Origin of the sequence: Paraburkholderia phymatum (assembly GCF_038900715.1) — a bacterium.
GTDB lineage: Bacteria > Pseudomonadota > Gammaproteobacteria > Burkholderiales > Burkholderiaceae > Paraburkholderia > Paraburkholderia phymatum_A.
Genome location: NZ_JAYMRZ010000014.1, coordinates 156,650 through 174,375, shown reverse-complemented (window position 1 = coordinate 174,375; position 17,726 = coordinate 156,650). Strand labels below are relative to the sequence as shown.

Below are 17,726 nucleotides of genomic sequence, written 5' to 3'. Positions count from 1 at the left end.
GGCAGGCCGAATCGATGGCGCCATCCTGCCGACCGAGCAAAGCGTTGTCTGTCAACCGATTGCTTCCGCCTTCTTGTGAGTGCCGCCCGCATCGAGATCGGACAGTGCACGCACGCGCCGATCTGGACGATGGCTACGTCGATGCACAGATCATTGAAGTTCGGCTTTCACCCCAAAGGGCAATACACAATACCTGCACTAACGTAATTTTCTAATCTAAACGGCGAGATCATGTAGCCCGATTCGGTTTGCAGCAAACCGCGATCTTAGGGGATTTACGGCGATGACGAGATCCTCACTATTCGATAGTTTTTCGTCATCCCTAAGCTATAGTCAGATCATTCCTCGAGCTCCCGGGTGCGGCAAGCACATGCTCAGGTGGATGCACGACCTACGAATCGGCGGCGACGGCAATGTAAGTCTTTATTCGCGAAGGCTGCATTGGTACGAGCACACAGGATCAAACCCGGTTCTCATCGGGCAGCACCCAGTGCTCACGGGCATAATTGCAGTACATGTGCATTTGTCCGACGTCGGGATGGTTCAGTTCGGTAAGCTTGAGTTCGATGGTGAACAGGCAGCGCAGACGCCGGTGGAAAAAACAGTAAATAACGCGGAACCAACTTTCGCCGATGCGCAGTCGACGCTGGTGCCCAACGAAAGTGAAATCGCCGCCGAGCTCCAGCACGAAATCTTCCAGCCAGTAAATTTACGAGCTCAACATTTCATGAAAGACTTCGTCGGCCACTTGCCGGACCTCATGAAAAAACGCATCGACAAGACTCGAGTTCTGCGATGCAGGCATACGACAAAGCTGGAAGCGAAAATATACTTCTGGTTCAAAGCGGCGCAGCACGATGCGGTCCTGCATGCCGCCGCCGAACAGCGGATGGATCAATGAGACACCCAGGCCCGAGGCGACGAATTCGCACACACTTGGCGCATTGTCGGTTTCAAGCACGACATTCAGCCGGACGTTGTGATCTTCGAAAACCGTTTCCACCAGCTGGCGCGTCTGGCTCATGAAGAAAAATGTGACGAACGGCACGTTGTCCAGATCGCGCGGGCGAATGACCTTCTTTTTGCACAACGGATGCGAGGGTGGGAGCGCACAGACGAGTGCATGTTCCATCAGCGGCTCTCGCACGAGGTAAGTGTTGTCCACGAGGCCGTTCACGAGGCCCAGATCGAGCTGGCGGGTGACGAGCCATTCCGTCACGATCTGCGAACTGCGCGAGTGGATCGCCAGTGTCACGTCAGGGTGCGTTTTCAGGAAATTGAGCGAGACGCGCCGTATGAACGAGCCGGCCAGCGCGGGCAGGCTTCCGACAGTCAAGTGGCGCTGCTCGTCGCGGCGAATCGAATCGATGGCCTGCTCGAGCTGCCGCAAGCCGGCGAAGATCCGGTCGATCTCCGCGTACAGACGCATCCCCTGGTGCGTCGGTGCGAGCTTGCCTCGCACGCGATCGAACAAGGTCAGGCCGGAGTCGTACTCGAGATGCGTCAGCATCTTGCTGACGGCCGGTTGCGAGATGTAGAGGATTTCGGCGGCGCGGCTCACCGTGCCTTGTTCTACGACGGCCTTGAACGCTTCGATCTGTCGCAGGTTCACCTGACGCTTCATGCATCACCCTATCGAATCGATTTATAAGAGCTAGTGCTTGAATGTGGGATGATGCATCGAACGTTATGGCATCTGCAATGCGATATTCAACGTGCAGCCGGTCCGCTGGACAATCGAAGCTGGAAACCCGCTCGCCGATCTATCGGGCGCTCACCGCCGGCGCGTTCGACGACAGTCCATGGTCCAGAACCAGCGTACCCAGACAAGCCATCAGGGTGGACAGATCACCCGAAGCCAGCGCGTCGACGGCATCGAGCACCTGACTCTGCTGTTCCACGGTTGAAATCAATCGTGTGGCTGCGCGGAATTTCTGCTCCAGCTCCGCCCAGGTGAGCGGGTTCGTCGCCTCGCCGCCCGGCGCGGTGACATCCGATGTGAAGCGCTGTCCCGCACTCTTCACCGTGACACGCGCCAGCGTCTGCGCGGGAAAGCAGGCATCGAGTTCAGAATCCTGCTTCAGCGTCACCTTCTCTGCCAACGCGCCAACGTCATCACGGAACAAATGCTCACGCGTGAGGGGCAGCAACGCCGATGGGCCGGCTATTCCCACAAGGGCCAGGCAATACGGAATGCTGTATTGAACTTCGACGAGATTCGCCGGGCGCGGTGTGTTCAGGATGCGCAGCGCCCCGCTATGAGTCGCGACCTCGATCGAGTCGACGCAATGCATGTCGATGCCGTGTTGCTGGATCAGCGCCAATAGCGCATCGAGAGGCGCATGCACGTGGCGGCAGCACGCATAGAGTTTGAAATAGACGTTGCGGATGTGCGCGGCTTCGCCCAGTCGGAGCCTGTCGGGAAAGCGGTAGTGGCGTGCACTGTCGAGGATATTGCGAGGCCCGGTATGTCCAGCCTGTGCTATACCGAGCGCCATGAGACCGGTGACAACCGACCACGGGATGCCCTCCTTGACATCGCTTCCCTCCGGGTCGGGCGTGCGAGGCGCGGGAGCGCTTGCGAACGACTGGTTCGGCGCGCTCTCTCCCGCAATCGCGAGTGCATATTCCAGCACGTCGCGTGACGTCTGGCGCAATGCGGCGGCCGTCGCGACGACTGCGTAGGCTGACCACGTGCCCGTGTTCCCATACGTGAGGCGCGCAGCGCCGATCGTCACGCCAACCTCGTAGCCAATGACGATGGCGCTAATGATTTCTTCGAGGCTCGCGCCCGTTTCCTGGGCAACGGCGAACGCGGTCGGGATCACCGCCGCTCCCGGATGCCCGCGCGCGAGACGATGACCGTCGTCGAGATCGAGCGCTGACGCCGCAGCGCTATTGGCCCACGCGGCGCCGATAGTGGACCCTGACAGCCCCGAGAACCAGATCGATGAGCGCCCTACGCCGAAAGTTTCGAGCGCCATGCCGCGCACGGCGACTGCACCTGGCTCGTGAAGACCTGCTGCCGCCGCGCTCAACAGGTCGAGGATGCATCTGAATGCGGCTTGCCTCGCGGGTTCATTCGCACGCTGTCCGCGCGCAGCCACCACGTATTCGGCGATGCGCGTCGTCGCCATACCGTTGGCGCGGATAGAGTCCCCGGCTCCTGTCGCGAGTTGAGTCGCTGCCTGCGATCGTTTGCTTGATGCAACCATAACGTGAGGACCTGATTCGTTGAATCGTGGCGATGAGCTCGCGATCGCGCCCGTGACCTGTGAGCCCAACGCAAGGCTGCGCTGCGAAGGCCGCTGCCGCGCCGCCGGCTACGCGTACTCCCGAGTCATCAGCGGAAAGTGACAGGCCACCTTCCGTTCCGGTTCGAGCGCGTCGAGGTTCGGGACATGCTCCATGCACGGCCCGTCCGCACGCGGGCAGCGCGGATGAAAGGCGCAACCGGCGGGCAGGCGCGTAGGCGACGGAATTTCTCCGTCGATCTTCGACAGGCGGATCCGTTCGCCCGGGTCCGGCACCGGCGACGAATCTCTGAGCACGCGACTGTACGGATGCGCGGGCGCGTCCAGCAACAGGCGCGTCGGCCCGCTCTCGACGATACGGCCGAGATACATGACGCTCACGGTGTCGCAGAACTGACGTACCACGCCGAGGTCGTGAGAGACGAAGACAAACGATAGCCCGCGTTCCTTGCGCAACTTCGCGAGCAGTTGAAGGATCTGCGCTTGCACCGACACGTCGAGTGCGGACACGGGCTCATCGGCGATGATGAGTTCAGGGTCGAGCACGAGCGCACGCGCGATACCGACGCGCTGACGCTGCCCGCCCGAGAATTCGTGCGGGTAACGGTCGAGCGCGTCGAGCGGAAGCCCGACGTCGAGCAAGGTCTTCGCGATCTTGTCTGCAATCGCGCGGGCGTTGCCTCGTCGATGAACGCGCAACGGCTCCTCCAGCGTCTGACGTACCGTGCGGCGCGGATTGAGGGACGCGTACGGATCCTGAAACACGATCTGGACGCGCTGGCGCACTGCCCGCATTTGCGCGGCATTGGCTTGCCTCAGATCAATCCCGTCGAAGACGATCGAGCCGGAATCGGGTTCGATGAGGCGCAGCAATGTACGCGCGACCGTCGATTTACCGCAGCCGGACTCGCCGACGAGGCCCATCGAGCTGCCCCGCTCCACCAGGAATGACACATCATTGACCGCTCGCACGACGCTTTTCGGTGCGCCGAAGCGCGCCCCGCTGCTGACGAAATGCTTGACAAGATTGTCCACACGCAAAAGTTCGCTCATAGCGACGTATCCAGATTCGTTCGACACTGTTCCAGCATGACGGGACAACGCACCGTGTGTCCGGAGGCACTGCCTGGCACCGGCAACAGATCGGGGTGCTCGCGTTCGCATCGCGCCTGCCGATGCGGACAGCGCGCCGCGAACGCGCAACTGGACGGCATCGTCGCGAGCGTGGGCGCCTGCCCGGGAATCCCCCGGAACTCGTCGATATCGAGATCGACGCGCGGCATCGCGCGTAGCAACGCCTGCGTATAAGGATGCGTGGGCCGGGCGAAGAGCGCGTCGACATCCGCCAGCTCGACGATCTCGCCCGCGTACATGACGGCCACCCGGTCGGCGATTTGCGCGACGACGCCCAGGTTGTGCGTGATGAACAGGACGGACATTCCATGCGCCGCCTTGAGCTGGGCTAGCAGCGCCAATATCTGCGCCTGGATCGTGACGTCCAGCGCCGTAGTGGGTTCGTCGGCCACGAGCAGCGCCGGTTTGCACGCCAGCGCCATCGCAATCATCGCACGCTGGCGCATGCCGCCCGAGAACTGGTGCGGATAGTCGTCAAAGCGATTCTCCGCGCCGGGAATGCCCACCTCCCGCAATGCGTCGAGCGCCCTCTCCCGCGCTACGGCATACGGGACGTCCTGATGCTGACGAATCGCTTCGATGATCTGATCGCCGACCCTCATGGTCGGGTTCAACGAAGTCATGGGTTCCTGGAACACCATGGCGATCTGATTGCCGCGCACGCGCGCGAGCTGGGCTTCGGACAACGTCGACAGATCGCGCCCGTCGAGCAGGATCTGGCCGCCGGCGTGACGCGCTGCCGTAGTCGGCAACAACCGCAAGATGGATAGCGCAGTCACGCTCTTGCCGCTGCCCGACTCGCCGACGAGCGCGACCGTCTCGTTGCGTGCCACCGAAAGCGACACGCCGCGCACAGCAGCATGCCATTGCTGGCGCAGGCGGAATTCGGTGCGCAATTCGCGAAGCTCCAGAACGGCTGGATGCTGTGTCATCGCTTTTCTCCGCGAAGTTTGGGGTCGAGCGCGTCACGCAACGCGTCGCCCAGTAGGTTCAAGGCCAGCACCGTCAGGAGAATGGCGAGACACGGAAAAACGATCAGCCACCAGGAGTCGAGGATATTGTCGAAGCCATCGCGTATCATGCCGCCCCACGTCGCAACGGGCGGCGGCACGCCGAGACCGATGAAGCTGAGCGAAGCTTCCGTGCGGATCGCCGTGGCCATCCACATCGATCCCAGCACGATCACTTCCGAGATCATGTTGGGAAGGATATGCACCGCCATCAACCGGATCGGCCCGTAGCCCAGCGCGCGGCCCGCTTCGATGAAATCGCGCTGTTTGAGCGCGATCGTCGGTGCTCGCGCGACGCGTACGAAGGGAGCGATCTCCGTGATCGCGATCGCGACGATCAGATTCTCGAGGCTGGCGCCGAGCATGGCCGCCACCATGAGGCCGAGCAGTAGCGTGGGAAACGACAGCAGCACGTCGACGAGCCCCATCACGAGCTGGTCGACCCAGCCGCCGAGATATCCCGCCAATATGCCGAGCGACGAGCCCACCACCATCGCGATCAACACGGCGAGAAAGCCGACCAGCAGGGAAATGCGGGCGCCGTAGATCAGGCGCGAGAGCACATCACGGCCATAGCTGTCGGTGCCCAGCCAGTACTGCGCCGAAGGCGGGTCCAGCCGACAGGCTATGTTTTGTTGAATCGGATCATGCGGCGAAATCCATGGAGCAAAAATCGCAGCGAGGACGACCATCGCAAGCAGAATCAAACCGATCCATGCGATGCGGTTGCCGAGCAGCGTGCGCCACAGCCCGTCGGAGCGGGTGGAGGACGCGGTGGTAGGAGATGAGGTTGCGACGATGCTCATTTGTATTTCACCCGAGGGTCGACCCATGCATAGGCAAGGTCGGTCAACAGATTGACGACGATGACGCAAAACGCGAAAACGATCATCAGGCCTTGCAGCAGCGTGTAATCGCGCGCGTTCAAGGCGCCCAGGATCAGCTTGCCGATGCCGGGCCGGTTGAAGACGATCTCCGTCAGCACCGAGTTGCCGATCAGCGTGCCGAAATAGAGGCCCACGACCGTCAGAATGGGAATCAGCGCGTTGCGCAGCCCGTGCCGCAGAATCAATTGGCCTGGCCGCAACCCTTTGGCGCGAGCCGTGCGGATGTAGTCTTCGCCCAGCACGTTCAGCATCGACGAACGGGTCACGCGCGTCACATAGGCCGTCATGATCAGGCCCAGGTTGAAGGCCGGTAACACGAGGCCGCGCCATTGGTTCCAGGGATTGCCCGACGTCGTGCTGCCGATGACCGGGAACCAGTCGAGTTCGATGGCGAATGCGAGCAGCATCAGGATGCCCGAGACGAACGCGGGGAACGACAAGCCGGCCAACGAGAGAAGACGTGTGAGATAGTCGGGCCACGCGTTGCGCCGCAGCGCGGCCCAGATTCCGAGCGGCAAGCCAAGGCCAATGCCGATGACGATCGCGGCGACGGTCAGCTGCAGCGTCCATGGCAGCACGGCCGCGACTTCCCGCAAGACGCTCTGGCCGTTCGAAAGCGAATTGCCCAGATTGCCGCTCAGCACGTCGGTCAGGAAGTGCAGATATTGCGTATGCAGCGGCAAGTTCAAACCCAGCTGGTTGCGCAGCGCCGACAGCGCCTCTGCACTCGCCTGGTCGCCGAGCATCGCGGCGGCCGGATCGCCCGGCACGAGGCGAACGAGCACGAACACCGCGGTCAGCATGGCCAGCAGCGTGGGGATCGCAAGCAGCAGCCGTTTGACGGTATATCGAATCACGCGGAGACCTCCGAAGGCGATGCAACCATCAGGCGTCGAGCACTCAATGCCGCGATGGCGCGGCGGGTTGTCCCGCTGACGATCAAATCCGTCAGCGCCGCGCCGACGACGGGAACCAGTTGGAAACCGTGTCCGGAGTAGCCGAAGCTATGGAACACCCCTGGTGCGTTCACTGCGGGACCGATGACGGGCAGCATGTCGGCTGTTTTGGCTTCGAGGCCGGACCAGACGCGCACGATGCGAACATCGCGTACGCAGGGGAACAGGTCGGTCGCGGCGCGGGCGCCTTTGCACAAGATGCCCATCCGCACTTCCGATGTCTCACGGTCGAGATCAGGCACACCTTGCAGGCCGCCGCCAATGACGAGCGTGCCCTGGTCCGATTGCTTGAAGGACAGAGAGCGGCCCATGATCGACACGACGGGCTCGATCATCGGCGCGATGCGTTCGGACACAATCATCATCGAAGCCTTCGTGCCGAGCGGAATCACGTCGCCGACCATGGCCGCGATGCGTCCGGCCCACGCGCCCGCCGCGTTCACGACGATGGGCACGACTAGCGGCTCGGCTTGCTGCGCCGGGCCATCCGGCGAACGGTCGGTATCGATGGCCCAATCCGATCCGCGCCGCTCGATGCGGCGCACGCCGCACCCTTCGCGGATCACGACACCGGCCGCCTGCGCGCTCCGCCGAAACGCGGCCAGCGCGCGATGCGGATCTGCGGCCCCGTTGTCCACCGCAATGGATGCGCCGACGCAATGCGCACTGATCGCGGGAACCTGTCTGCGCAGCTCTTTGGCGTCGATGATGGCTTCATGGGTATATCCCTTGGCGCTCAGCTCGACGACGCGTGCCTCGAGCTTCGACAGATTCATGGTGTCTTCCGCCACACAAATCTGACCACGCGCGTGAAAGCCACAATCGTCGCCGACGAGCGACGCGATGCCTTGCCACATCTCCATCGATTCGAGAGAAAGGTCTAGTTCGCGCACGTCGCGGTTCAGCGTTCGCACACCTGCGGCGGACGCCCCGGACGCATGCCTGCCGACCCAGGCGCGTTCCAGCACCACGACGCGCTTGCCGGCGCGCCCGAGATGCAACGCCGCCGACAGTCCGTGCAGTCCTCCCCCAATCACGGCGACGTCGAATACTGCCCGGTTCGTCACGTCTCGCTCCCTGTGTCGAGCGATGCCAGTTCTCCGAGCGTCAACGGCTTCAACGGCGGCCGAATCCGATAGAAACCGATTTGCTCGACGCGCTTGCCGTGCGCTTGGGCCAGGATGTGCGCGACGGTGTAGCCGCACTGGCGCCCCTGGCACGGCCCCATTCCCGCGCGCGTGAAAGCCTTTATCTGATTCGGTCCCGGCTCGCCGATCCGGGCGGCCGCACGGATCTGGCCAGCCGTCAGCTCCTCGCAACGGCACACTACCGTGTCGTCCGCGGGTTCGAACAGTTCCGCACGCGGCGGGTACAACGCATCCAGCATGGGACGAATCGACAGTTGCGCCGTCAGCTTTCGTCGTAAGGGCTGGGCAAGGCGCCGCGCCGCTTCTTCGTTCAGTTTGCCAGCGCACACCGCGATGCCGAGCGCGGCCAGCTCGCCACGCGTGCACGCCGCGCTCGCCCCGCCGATGCCTGCGCCATCGCCGGCCGAAAATATCCCAAGCCTGCTCGTCTGCCCCCATTCGTCGAGCTTCGGTGCGAGACAGCGTTGATCAGTTCGCCAGACATGCTCGCAGCCGAGCGCCTGAGTCATATGAATCGAAGGCACTACCCCTTCGTGTACGAGCAGCAGGTCTACGGGGATTCGCTGCGATTTTCCATCGGCCGTGCGGTAGACGAGATGCTCCAGACGCTCGCCGCCTTCCCCGCGCAGCTGCGTCACGCCCCGGACGATGGGAAAGCCGGCCCGTTGCAATTCGCGCCTCCAGCTCAGGCCCTTGAGCACGTCGTTCCAGCCGCGCAATGCCGCCGCCATGTGCGGCAATGCACGCGACCAGCCGCCAGCGGGCGACGTATCGAGCCAACCGGCGATACGGCCACCAGCGCGCAGCAACTGCACCATGTAAAGCAACACCAGCGGGCCACTGCCCGCGATCCACGGCGGCGTTTTCGGAATCTCGCGCGCCGTCTTCAGGAGAATCTGCGCGGCTCCCACGGTCAAGATGCCCGGCAACGTCCAGCCCGGAAACGGCGCGGGACGTTCCTGCGCGCCTGTGGCGAGAAGCACGTTGGCGGCCTGCACGCACTCCGCCTGCTGTGCGCGGCTCATGAAGACCTGCCAGCCGGGCTCGATCTGCCACACTTGCGTGCCCGGTTCGTAAAGCGCACCGCTCGCACGAAACGCACGGGCAAGCGGAAGACCGGCGGCATATTCGTCGCCCAGCAAATCCCCTGTGCGAGTCCCTGCGCGAGCTTCGACCGCGCGCCAGATCTGTCCGCCCGGAGCGTGCTGATCGTCCACGACCAGCACGCTCAAGCCCAGGCTGCGCGCCCGCAACGCCGCGCTCATGCCGGCCGGTCCCGCGCCGACGATCAGCAAGTCGACTGCGCGGCTCATCGCGGCGCTCCTTCCGTTGTATGGCCGCGAGAGGCAACGGTGTCGGCAGCAGCATCGTCACGCATCGTCGCCATGAGCACGCGTCGGCCGTGTTGCCGCTCCACGCACATCCCGTCGCGCACCTGCACGAGGCAGGTCTGCACGGAGGCCACGCCATCGACGTTGGCGAGGCATTCGAAACACACGCCCATCATGCAATACGGTGTGCGCGGACTGCCGTTCACGGGTGTGGTACGCGAGATGGGAGGATCAAGCCGCAGTAAAACGGCGGCCACGCTTTCGCCCGGTTCAGCGCTTACCGTTTGTCCATCGATCGTCACGGTCAAGCCGGGCGCCTTCTCGTCAGGGTCATGCAGTTTGCGGAACATTGAAGCGTCCATGGTGAAAGATCTGTAGTTCGTCTGGAATCCGTGCTTGCGCGAAGGCGGCGGCAAGCGGTCCCGCATGGAATGCGGCGAGCGTGATGCCGGAGTGGCACGAGGCGATCCAGGCGCCGGGGTGGTCGGCGGATTCGGCGTAGACCGGGCAGCCGTCGGGCGTCATCACACGCAGGCAAGCCCAATGCCGCACGAGCTGCGCCTGCCGGAGCGCGGGCAACACACGGCTGGCTTGACGGCTCATGTGTGCCGCAGCAGCCGTCGTCGTGCTCAGGTCGTAGCCGACTTCTTCCTGAGTGACGCCGATCATCACGGTGCCCTCTGCCGTCTGCCGCAGGCCGCTGGCCGGCAATGGCAGGATCGGGGACAGCCGTTCGGTGACAAGCAGTTGCCCTCGCTGCGGCCGCAGCGGGACGTCCAGCCCGACCATGGGGCCGAGCGCTGAAGAACCAAGGCCAGCCGCGACAACGACCCGGGCCGCCTCGAACCACTGCGTCCCTGCCTGAACCGAGAAGCCGCCGCCGCGGAGCGGCGCGATCTGCGAGACAGGGCTATTGGTCCGTAAATTTCCGCCCCGCATCTGGAACCCGCGCTGCAAGGCGGCCAGCAAACGGAGGGGATTGACATCACCATCCATGCGCCCAAAGCTCGCGCCGCTGACCTCGGGCCCGAATTGCACCTTTGGGAAGAGGCGTTGCAGTTGCGCACGATCGAGCATTTCCGTGCAGCGTTCATGGCCCGGCAACTGATCGGCGAGGCGCGAGAGCTTCTCGGCCCGTTGCTCCCATTGCGTCTCGCCGACGCAAATGTGAATGCCGCCTTCAGCCCGGTAGTTGAGTTCAATACCAGTCGCCGCAGTCAACTCGCGCGCGAAGGCGGGCCACAACGCCACGCTCCGCCGCGAAAGCTGCTGATACGCCGGCTGGCCGAAGCCTTTGCCCTGCACCCACACGAGGCCGAAGTTCGCCTTCGCCGCGCGCAAGTCGCCATCCGTGCCGTCGAGCACGAGCACGCGCAGACCCTGCCGGACCAGACCGTATGCGATCGCGGTCCCCACCACGCCTGCGCCGATGACGATCGCATCGCAGGATCGCGTGTCATTCGGATATTCAGTGATGCTATCTGGTTTCATGGTGGTATCAGGAAAATGACCGGGTCCGGCGCGGAGTCTCACGAGCCCTATCCAACGTGTGAATCGAGCCGGACTGTTGCACGCATCAAAGCCTTCAATGAGCGGTTAGCGTGGTCTTTTCGGTAACGAGCGGGGCGAGGTTCAGCGAGCCCTTCAGGTCGTATCCATACTGCACCTTATCGCTATGTACCCATACCTGAAGCAAGCCGAACAGCGGCACCGTGCACACATCGTCGTGAATCGTCTGCTGCGCGCTCTTCCACAAGGCCAGCTTCTTGCCTGGGTCCGGTTCCACATGCGCCGCGCGGATGTCGGCATCCGCAACCGCGCAATGCGAGAAGTTCGATATCGCGGTCGGCGTATTGACCGACGAAGCCGAATCGTAGAACTCGCTCAGCCAGATATCGGCGCTCGGATAGCGCGCCGCACCGTAGAACACCAGAGCGCTCAGATCTTTCCGGCTTTGCGCTTGATAGGTCGAATGATCGACGACCTGCATGTTCAGCGTGATGCCGGCCTTGGCCAACTGCGCCTGGATGATTTCCATAATCGGCTGCTGCGCGGAGATATTCGACACGATAGATTTGATCGCGATTCCGTTCGGATACCCGGCTTCGGCGAGCAGCTTGCGTGCGTTTGCGGCGTTGTAGGTATAACCGCCACCCGAGCAATCCTCTCCGAGATAACCGGGCGGAACTGCTGAGCACCCCTTGATGGCCACGTCGGCACCGACGTAATGCATGATCTCGTCGACGTTGATCGATTCGGCGATCGCCTCGCGCACCTTGATGTTGTCGAGCGGCTTGATCGTGCGGTTGATGAACAGCGTGCGGAATTCCGCCGGCTGGAAAATGTCGACGTGTGCCCCGCTGCGCTTGCGCTCGCGTTCTACCCAGCGTCGCTCGCGCTTGCCGTAGATGACGTCGAGTTCGCCGGAACCGAATGCCAGCTCGCGATCGCTGTCCGACGGGATCATCCGATAGGTGATGCCGGCGAGCTTGGGCTTGCCACGGAAGTACTGGTCGTTCGCGACCAGTTTGACGTACTGCTGGGTCACATGCTCGCTGAACGCGAACGGGCCGGTGCCGACGGGATGGTTGCCGAACTGGCTGCCGTATTTTTCAGCCGCCTTCATGCTGACGACGTATCCGCCGTGGTAGTTCGACACGCGTCCGGGGAAAGTGCTGTCCGGGTACTTGAGCGTAACTTGCACGGTATAGGGATCGGGCGCTTCGACTTTGTCGATCGCCGAGAAGTCCGCCGCGAAGCTCGAACGCTTCGGGTCCGCGGCACGCTTGAGCGAGTAGACGACGTCGGCCGAGGTCAACTCCCCCCACTCGCCCTGGAACTTGACGCCGTGACGCAGATGGAACGTCCAGACCCTGCTGTCGTTCGACGCTTGCCAGCTTTCGGCGAGGTCGGGTTCAAGCGATTTCGGCTCTGCGCTGCCAGGCGCGAAACGGACGAGGCCGCTAAATATCTCGGCAACGACGGTAACGTCATTGGTCGAGGTCGCTCGATCCGGATCGAGCGTCGCGATGTCCTCGGCGCCAGAGCTTACGCGAATCACCGGGCGTGGATCTGCCTGTGGATGCGCCGCAAGGGGATAGGTTGCGCTCGCAACAACGAGCATTGTGAGTAGCGGGAAGAAGAGTCGACTGTTCATGTAGTCCGTTTTTAGGTCGAAACGCATGGGTCAACAGCATCGGTTGTCAGCGACCTTACGGTAGGACCGCCAAATTTGGATGTCAAAGTCCGGTATTGGCATTGGCTATTCCTGAAGGTTATATGTCGGGTAATCCCCAAGGGGAAATAGCCGCGCAACCGGAGTCCACCGGATGGGGTATATCGGCTAGCGCCGATAATGAGTTTTTCGCCGCATCTCAGTAAAACAACCCGCTCGGCGCGCAGCGCGTGATGCGCGACCTACTAATCGGTGACCACGGCAATGTAAGTTTTTATTCGTGCATCTATTACGAAATGCTGGAAGAACGCCTGCCCGGTCACGGTGAGAATGTCGGCGAGTTGCAAGCGCGCGGGCTGCTGCTCGATGGCACCACCAGGGATGGCAGCAAGCGGCTGCTGGTACAGATCTTCTCGCAGGCGCTGCTCGGCCCGGTGTTTTTTGAGTTCATTCAGCGCAAGGGCGATGACGGGTTCGGAGAAGGCAACTTCAAGGCGCTCTTTCAGTCGATGGAGCGCGACCAGATCAGGCGTGGCGTTCTCCAGGCATCGGACCAGGGATGACAATCATGAAACCAGGAATTCAATCCACATTTATCGTCAGTTGCGCTCTTCTGATGTCGGAAGTTGCTCACGCTGACCAGACGGTCGTCATTGGATATGGTGGCCCATTAACCGGCCAGGTTGCGCACGTGGGTAAGGACGCGGAAAACGGCGTCAAGCTCGCAATCGAAGACGCGAACGCCGCTGGCATCAAGATCAAGGGGCAAGCGGTCCACTTCCAGTTCGTATCCGAAGATGACGCAGCGGACCCGAAAACGGCCGTGACCGTCGCGCAAAAATTCGCCGATCAGAAAGTGAACGGCGTCGTTGGCCACATCACGTCGGGCGCGACGATTCCCGCATCGAAAGTGTATGCGGGCGCGGGCATACCGCAGGTCTCGCCATCGGCAACCAACCCTGAATTGACGAGGCAAGGCTTCGCCACGGCGCATCGTGTGATTGGTGACGACAGCGAAGTCGGCCGGGTTATCGCCCAGTACATGGGACGCACGAAAGGATATAAGCGCGTAGCCGTTGTCGATGACCGCACGTCCTACGGTCAGGGACTCGCAGATGTCGTCGTCAAGGACCTGAAGGCCGCAGGCGTTGATGTTGTCGATCGTGAATTCGTTTCCGACAAGACCGTGGATTTTCGCGGCACTCTCACGTCGATCAAGTCGAAAGATGCGCAGGCCGTGTTCTATGGCGGCGTCGATGCTCAAGCTGGCCCACTTCGCAAGCAGATGATGAACCTTGCGATGAGGATTCCGCTCGTTGGGTCGGCGATCGAAACCGACAAGTTCGTCGAACTGGCCGGTCCGACTGCAGCCGAAGGCACTGTGTCAGCCGAGTCAGGTCAGCCGCTCGAGAAGATGAAAAATGGACCCGCCTTTGCCGCGAAGTACAAGAAATTCGGCTCGCGTTTTGTTCGCACCGTATGCGTACGATGCCACCTGGGCGCTGATCAACTCGATGAAACTGGCTGATTCGACCGCGCCGGCCGATTATCTACCCGCGATCAAAAAGGTGGAGTTCGACGGCGTGACGGGCAAAATCGCTTTCGACAGCAAAGGAGATCTTCGCGCGGCCGCAGTTACGCTGTATGAAGCGAAAGGCGGCAAGTTCCAGCCGGTGAGCACCGTTACCGGCTCACACCCGTCCAGCGGAAACTGAAAACGGCTTGCTTTCGCTGTGCGGCGACCGGCAGTCAAGGCCGCTGGTCGTCAACGCGCGAACCCGATCAGGAGCCCGCAGTCCGCTTGCGGTCCTGAAACGGCCCCTGAAGTCCACGCAAAAGGGCGATGATGGTTGTCCCTTCATGGCCGAACGCGGCCGACCTGCAAGGCATCCACGAGAATCTTCTACGGCTGCAATGCTGACTCCCGCGGCCGACAGTGGTCACAGCCACCGTCCGCCGCTGTTCAGGACGCCGTGAATCCAAACGGCCCTAGCCGGATCCTATTGCCAAAGAACCGCGACATCGCTCGAGCCTCTATCGTCGAATCCCAAAAGACCGATAGTGGGAAAACATGCAATTGCCAAATCAATGGGACGAAACGTACAGCGACGATCGCGGCCCCGCCTCCGGCACCGCAACGACGCAGGAACAGTCGCGGGAAGCGCTTGCGATGCGACGTTTTCGGTGTGTCCCGCATTCGTGTGGACGCCGCACCCGTAACCGCTTTCGAGGCAGCCTTGGACCGTTACTGGCTTGCGCCGTGCGGCAGATTGGCATGGCCGACGAAAGCGGGAGCGGAGGCCGAGGCGCCCGGGGCCGTAACCGCAGGTGCCGGGGCCGGGGCAGTCGCAGCGGTCGCAGCAGGCGCCGAGGCAACCGCGGTGACGGGGGCTTCGCTCGCGGCGGGGCTCGATGCCGTGGCGCTGGTGTCCGACGCGGCGGGCGCGGCAGCTTCATCGTCGCTCTTGCTGCATGCGGCGAGCGCCATAGCCGCCATCAGGGAGGCGAGGAGGAGGGACTTCTTCACAGGTACGTCCATGGTGTTTATAGCAGGGAGCCAAGATCATAACGGCTATCGGCCAACCAGGCCGCACCGAATACATTCCGTTGCATTTGCTAACAGATCGTGTCTTGCGCCGATCTGTCTGGATTCCAATCTTGAGCCAATTCTGGAACAAGAATGCCCTCCAGAAACGGAGGGCATCGAAGGTGGTTGTCAGTCTTGCCACAGCCGAAATGCTCCTCGATTGCGCTTGCGGATCACCTGACTAATCTGATAGGCGACGGGCCGATTGGCGCAGCGTCGTCTCCGTCGTGTCCGTGCTGCTGCCATTGCAACCGTTCCTGGCGCGCGCGCTCCATTGCCGGCACGCCACCCGTGCCCGCGCCGCCGCCGCGGTCAGTCGCCCGTGCCACCAAGGTTACCTTTTACGCCTGGTACCACCATCGAACGGCCGAAGTGATGCCCGCATCGATCACCGTTGCTATGCAACGCAGTTCGCTGGCACGGCGGAACAAACACATCTGATTCCTGTGCGCCCCCACGCAACATTTTTTGTTCCCAATGCTCCGGAAACCTGCTCTATGAGAAGAAAGAGGGTGTGAGGGATACAGATTTAGCTGGATCAGCGTACGCCCGTAACCGACCCACAAGGGACATTCGACAATTCCAAAAGCGGCCACTCGATTGGCTAGGGACACGGATTTGCCTCGCGGCATCGACCACACATCCAATTGAAATCGATCGCGCCTTTGCGCGGTGAACATTTACCTTGGTTATAGGAGTCGCAGCGCCAGCACGAAAGCGTTAGCCAGAGCGTGAGTAAGATAGGTGCTCAGAACGGGTCGCCCGTCCCTTCGAGCTTCTATGACGAACACTGCGGCGAGCACCGTCGCGCCCAAGAAGATACTTAGGACAGCACGATCGGTATAGCCATGCAGGCAAGTAAATGCAATAGCTGAAGCAAGCCCAGCGAGCCACCACGATTGCCGGAGAATTCCGCTTACCACTCGAATCGGAAGCCATTGTCCAACTAGCGTTTCGACGAACGGCATGACAACGACAGTGACAAACAGTTGGAACTCAATGGAATAGTTCGAGAACGGTTTTTCATGCCGAGGCGCTGTTCCCCAAAGCCACGACCCAAGCAGAATCAGCGCAATCTGACCGAAAAACATGACAGTCGCTCCGCCAACTATTAATCCCCATCTAGGAATCTCGACCAGGCGCATTTTCGTGTCGAAATCCCGGCTAGAAGGCAATCTAAAGCTCCATCTGGTTACGAAAATCGCAAGACGCGGCGGCGGCCGAACTGGCGGAATTGTTATCAATTTATGTAACCTTGTCGACCGACCGATCCGTGGCCGCGCTCTGCCTCACGCAAGCTGCCGACCACATTCATGCAGAAGGCATAATGAAACCTGGAGGTCTTCCGGCTCAGCCGTAAGCAGACGCTGCGCCTAGTACGAGCGCTCCTTTATACCCCAACGGCCAGCATCTTCAGTCACGACCCAAAGGTTGTCGTGCATGGTAATGATTGAATCGTCTGCACGATTTCGCGAGTAACGGACCAGCAGGTGAATCTTCCGTGGGCTTACCAGCACGACCTTCTTGTGGTGGTAGATAGTCCGACTCCATCCGGTCGTCGCTTCCAGTTCTTCAAAAAACGACGCACGCAGTTGCCCCGGTCGCTCCCACACTACGAGTTTCTCCCCAGACAAGATCACATGAGGAAAATGCAGGTAGGCGTCCGTGCCTTCAAGATCGCGGCGGTTGAAAGCATCAGTGAATGCGTCGATGCAGGCAATAGCATGCTCGACCATTGCGGCAGCGTCCGAGCCATCGCTAACCGGCAGAAACAGAGATTCTGGATTGTTCATGTTAGTTGAACGCGGAGGATTGCATTTTTGATCGTCAACAGTCTACGCGCTATGTCGACCGACCGCCTCTGGCCGGTCCCGGTCTGGCACAGTGCCGTCGGCCTTGTCGCACCGCTTATTGACCGCGCCCGGCAACAGCCGCCCCGAAGCGGACTCACAACGCACCGCCCGGTAATGACTGTTCTCTGGCGAAAATGGTTGTCCGGCGCGGCATCGCACCGCCGCCGCGTTGTTCGCTCGACGGTGAGGTGGCAAGCCACAGGCGCGGTTACGCTCATGTGTCGCCCACCTCAGACGAATGATGGTCGCGCTGCCGTTCACCCCCAACTGTGGAGATGTTGGAGACCATCAGTTCGGGAAGCTGCTTGACCAGGGCGTGCTGGTCCGCCTCGCGGATCGTTCATCTGTAATCGTTGAACGGGCCCGCTAGCGTGACGAAGTAGCTGCCCGT

16 protein-coding genes and 2 pseudogenes are annotated in these 17,726 nt (G+C 61.8%); 3 read left to right on the top strand and 15 right to left on the bottom strand.

The genetic code is table 11. The annotated features are described in order from the left end of the window. Positions 1-460: 460 nt before the first annotated feature. From VSR68_RS24800 to VSR68_RS24745, 12 genes and pseudogenes are all read right to left on the bottom strand, one after another. A pseudogene (locus tag VSR68_RS24800) lies at positions 461-700 on the bottom strand (PDDEXK nuclease domain-containing protein); the annotation flags it as partial. Positions 701-709: 9 nt separating this feature from the next. Further along, entirely contained in the window at positions 710-1,624 is a 915-nt protein-coding gene (locus VSR68_RS24795) for a LysR substrate-binding domain-containing protein (RefSeq protein ID WP_428983578.1), read from the bottom strand. 139 nt (positions 1,625-1,763) lie between these two features. Then, positions 1,764-3,137 (bottom strand): MmgE/PrpD family protein, encoded by a 1,374-nt coding sequence (locus VSR68_RS24790; protein WP_342942364.1) that lies wholly within the window; start codon positions 3,135-3,137, stop codon positions 1,764-1,766. A gap of 186 nt (positions 3,138-3,323) precedes the next feature. Further along, positions 3,324-4,307, bottom strand: a complete 984-nt coding sequence (locus tag VSR68_RS24785) for an oligopeptide/dipeptide ABC transporter ATP-binding protein (RefSeq protein ID WP_342942363.1) — start codon at positions 4,305-4,307, stop codon at positions 3,324-3,326. Further along, complete coding sequence (locus tag VSR68_RS24780; RefSeq protein WP_342942362.1) at positions 4,304-5,320, bottom strand: ABC transporter ATP-binding protein; 1,017 nt, start codon at positions 5,318-5,320, stop codon at positions 4,304-4,306. Before VSR68_RS24780 ends, VSR68_RS24785 begins: the two co-directional genes overlap by 4 nt. Further along, on the bottom strand, positions 5,317-6,204 hold the full coding sequence (locus tag VSR68_RS24775) for an ABC transporter permease (protein ID WP_342942361.1): 888 nt from the start codon (positions 6,202-6,204) through the stop codon (positions 5,317-5,319). The genes VSR68_RS24780 and VSR68_RS24775 overlap by 4 nt, the downstream gene beginning before the upstream one ends. Continuing rightward, positions 6,201-7,142, bottom strand: a complete 942-nt coding sequence (locus tag VSR68_RS24770) for an ABC transporter permease (protein ID WP_342942360.1) — start codon at positions 7,140-7,142, stop codon at positions 6,201-6,203. The genes VSR68_RS24775 and VSR68_RS24770 overlap by 4 nt, the downstream gene beginning before the upstream one ends. Further along, positions 7,139-8,308 (bottom strand): FAD-dependent oxidoreductase, encoded by a 1,170-nt coding sequence (locus tag VSR68_RS24765; protein ID WP_342942359.1) that lies wholly within the window; start codon positions 8,306-8,308, stop codon positions 7,139-7,141. Before VSR68_RS24765 ends, VSR68_RS24770 begins: the two co-directional genes overlap by 4 nt. Continuing rightward, complete coding sequence (locus tag VSR68_RS24760) at positions 8,305-9,702, bottom strand: NAD(P)/FAD-dependent oxidoreductase (protein WP_342942358.1); 1,398 nt, start codon at positions 9,700-9,702, stop codon at positions 8,305-8,307. Before VSR68_RS24760 ends, VSR68_RS24765 begins: the two co-directional genes overlap by 4 nt. Beyond that, the gene (locus VSR68_RS24755; protein WP_342942357.1) at positions 9,699-10,070 is read right to left on the bottom strand and encodes a (2Fe-2S)-binding protein; all 372 of its coding nucleotides are present in this window, start codon (positions 10,068-10,070) and stop codon (positions 9,699-9,701) included. The genes VSR68_RS24760 and VSR68_RS24755 overlap by 4 nt, the downstream gene beginning before the upstream one ends. Beyond that, the gene (locus VSR68_RS24750; RefSeq protein ID WP_342942356.1) at positions 10,051-11,211 is read right to left on the bottom strand and encodes an FAD-dependent oxidoreductase; all 1,161 of its coding nucleotides are present in this window, start codon (positions 11,209-11,211) and stop codon (positions 10,051-10,053) included. The genes VSR68_RS24755 and VSR68_RS24750 overlap by 20 nt, the downstream gene beginning before the upstream one ends. 94 nt (positions 11,212-11,305) lie before the next feature. Next, positions 11,306-12,781 carry an ABC transporter substrate-binding protein gene (locus VSR68_RS24745; protein WP_342942355.1) on the bottom strand — a complete coding sequence of 492 codons (1,476 nt, stop codon included), beginning with the start codon at positions 12,779-12,781 and terminating at the stop codon, positions 11,306-11,308. A gap of 401 nt (positions 12,782-13,182) precedes the next feature. On the opposite strand from VSR68_RS24745, the pseudogene VSR68_RS24740 reads away from it, so the two are divergent. The 3 genes and pseudogenes from VSR68_RS24740 to VSR68_RS24730 form a co-directional block, all read left to right on the top strand. Then, positions 13,183-13,458: pseudogene (locus VSR68_RS24740) on the top strand (4-hydroxyphenylpyruvate dioxygenase); the annotation flags it as partial. Next, on the top strand, positions 13,455-14,423 hold the full coding sequence (locus VSR68_RS24735; protein ID WP_342942354.1) for a branched-chain amino acid ABC transporter substrate-binding protein: 969 nt from the start codon (positions 13,455-13,457) through the stop codon (positions 14,421-14,423). The pseudogene VSR68_RS24740 and the gene VSR68_RS24735, both read left to right, overlap by 4 nt. Continuing rightward, positions 14,410-14,610: a hypothetical protein gene (locus VSR68_RS24730; protein ID WP_342942353.1), complete on the top strand. Its 201-nt coding sequence runs from the start codon at positions 14,410-14,412 to the stop codon at positions 14,608-14,610. The genes VSR68_RS24735 and VSR68_RS24730 overlap by 14 nt, the downstream gene beginning before the upstream one ends. A gap of 530 nt (positions 14,611-15,140) precedes the next feature. Here the strand turns inward: VSR68_RS24730 and VSR68_RS24725 are convergent. From VSR68_RS24725 to VSR68_RS24715, 3 genes are all read right to left on the bottom strand, one after another. Continuing rightward, entirely contained in the window at positions 15,141-15,422 is a 282-nt protein-coding gene (locus VSR68_RS24725; RefSeq protein WP_342942352.1) for a hypothetical protein, read from the bottom strand. Positions 15,423-16,171: 749 nt separating this feature from the next. Further along, entirely contained in the window at positions 16,172-16,573 is a 402-nt protein-coding gene (locus VSR68_RS24720) for a CPBP family glutamic-type intramembrane protease (protein WP_342942351.1), read from the bottom strand. Positions 16,574-16,855: 282 nt separating this feature from the next. Then, entirely contained in the window at positions 16,856-17,275 is a 420-nt protein-coding gene (locus VSR68_RS24715; protein ID WP_342942350.1) for a hypothetical protein, read from the bottom strand. Positions 17,276-17,726: the final 451 nt, after the last annotated feature.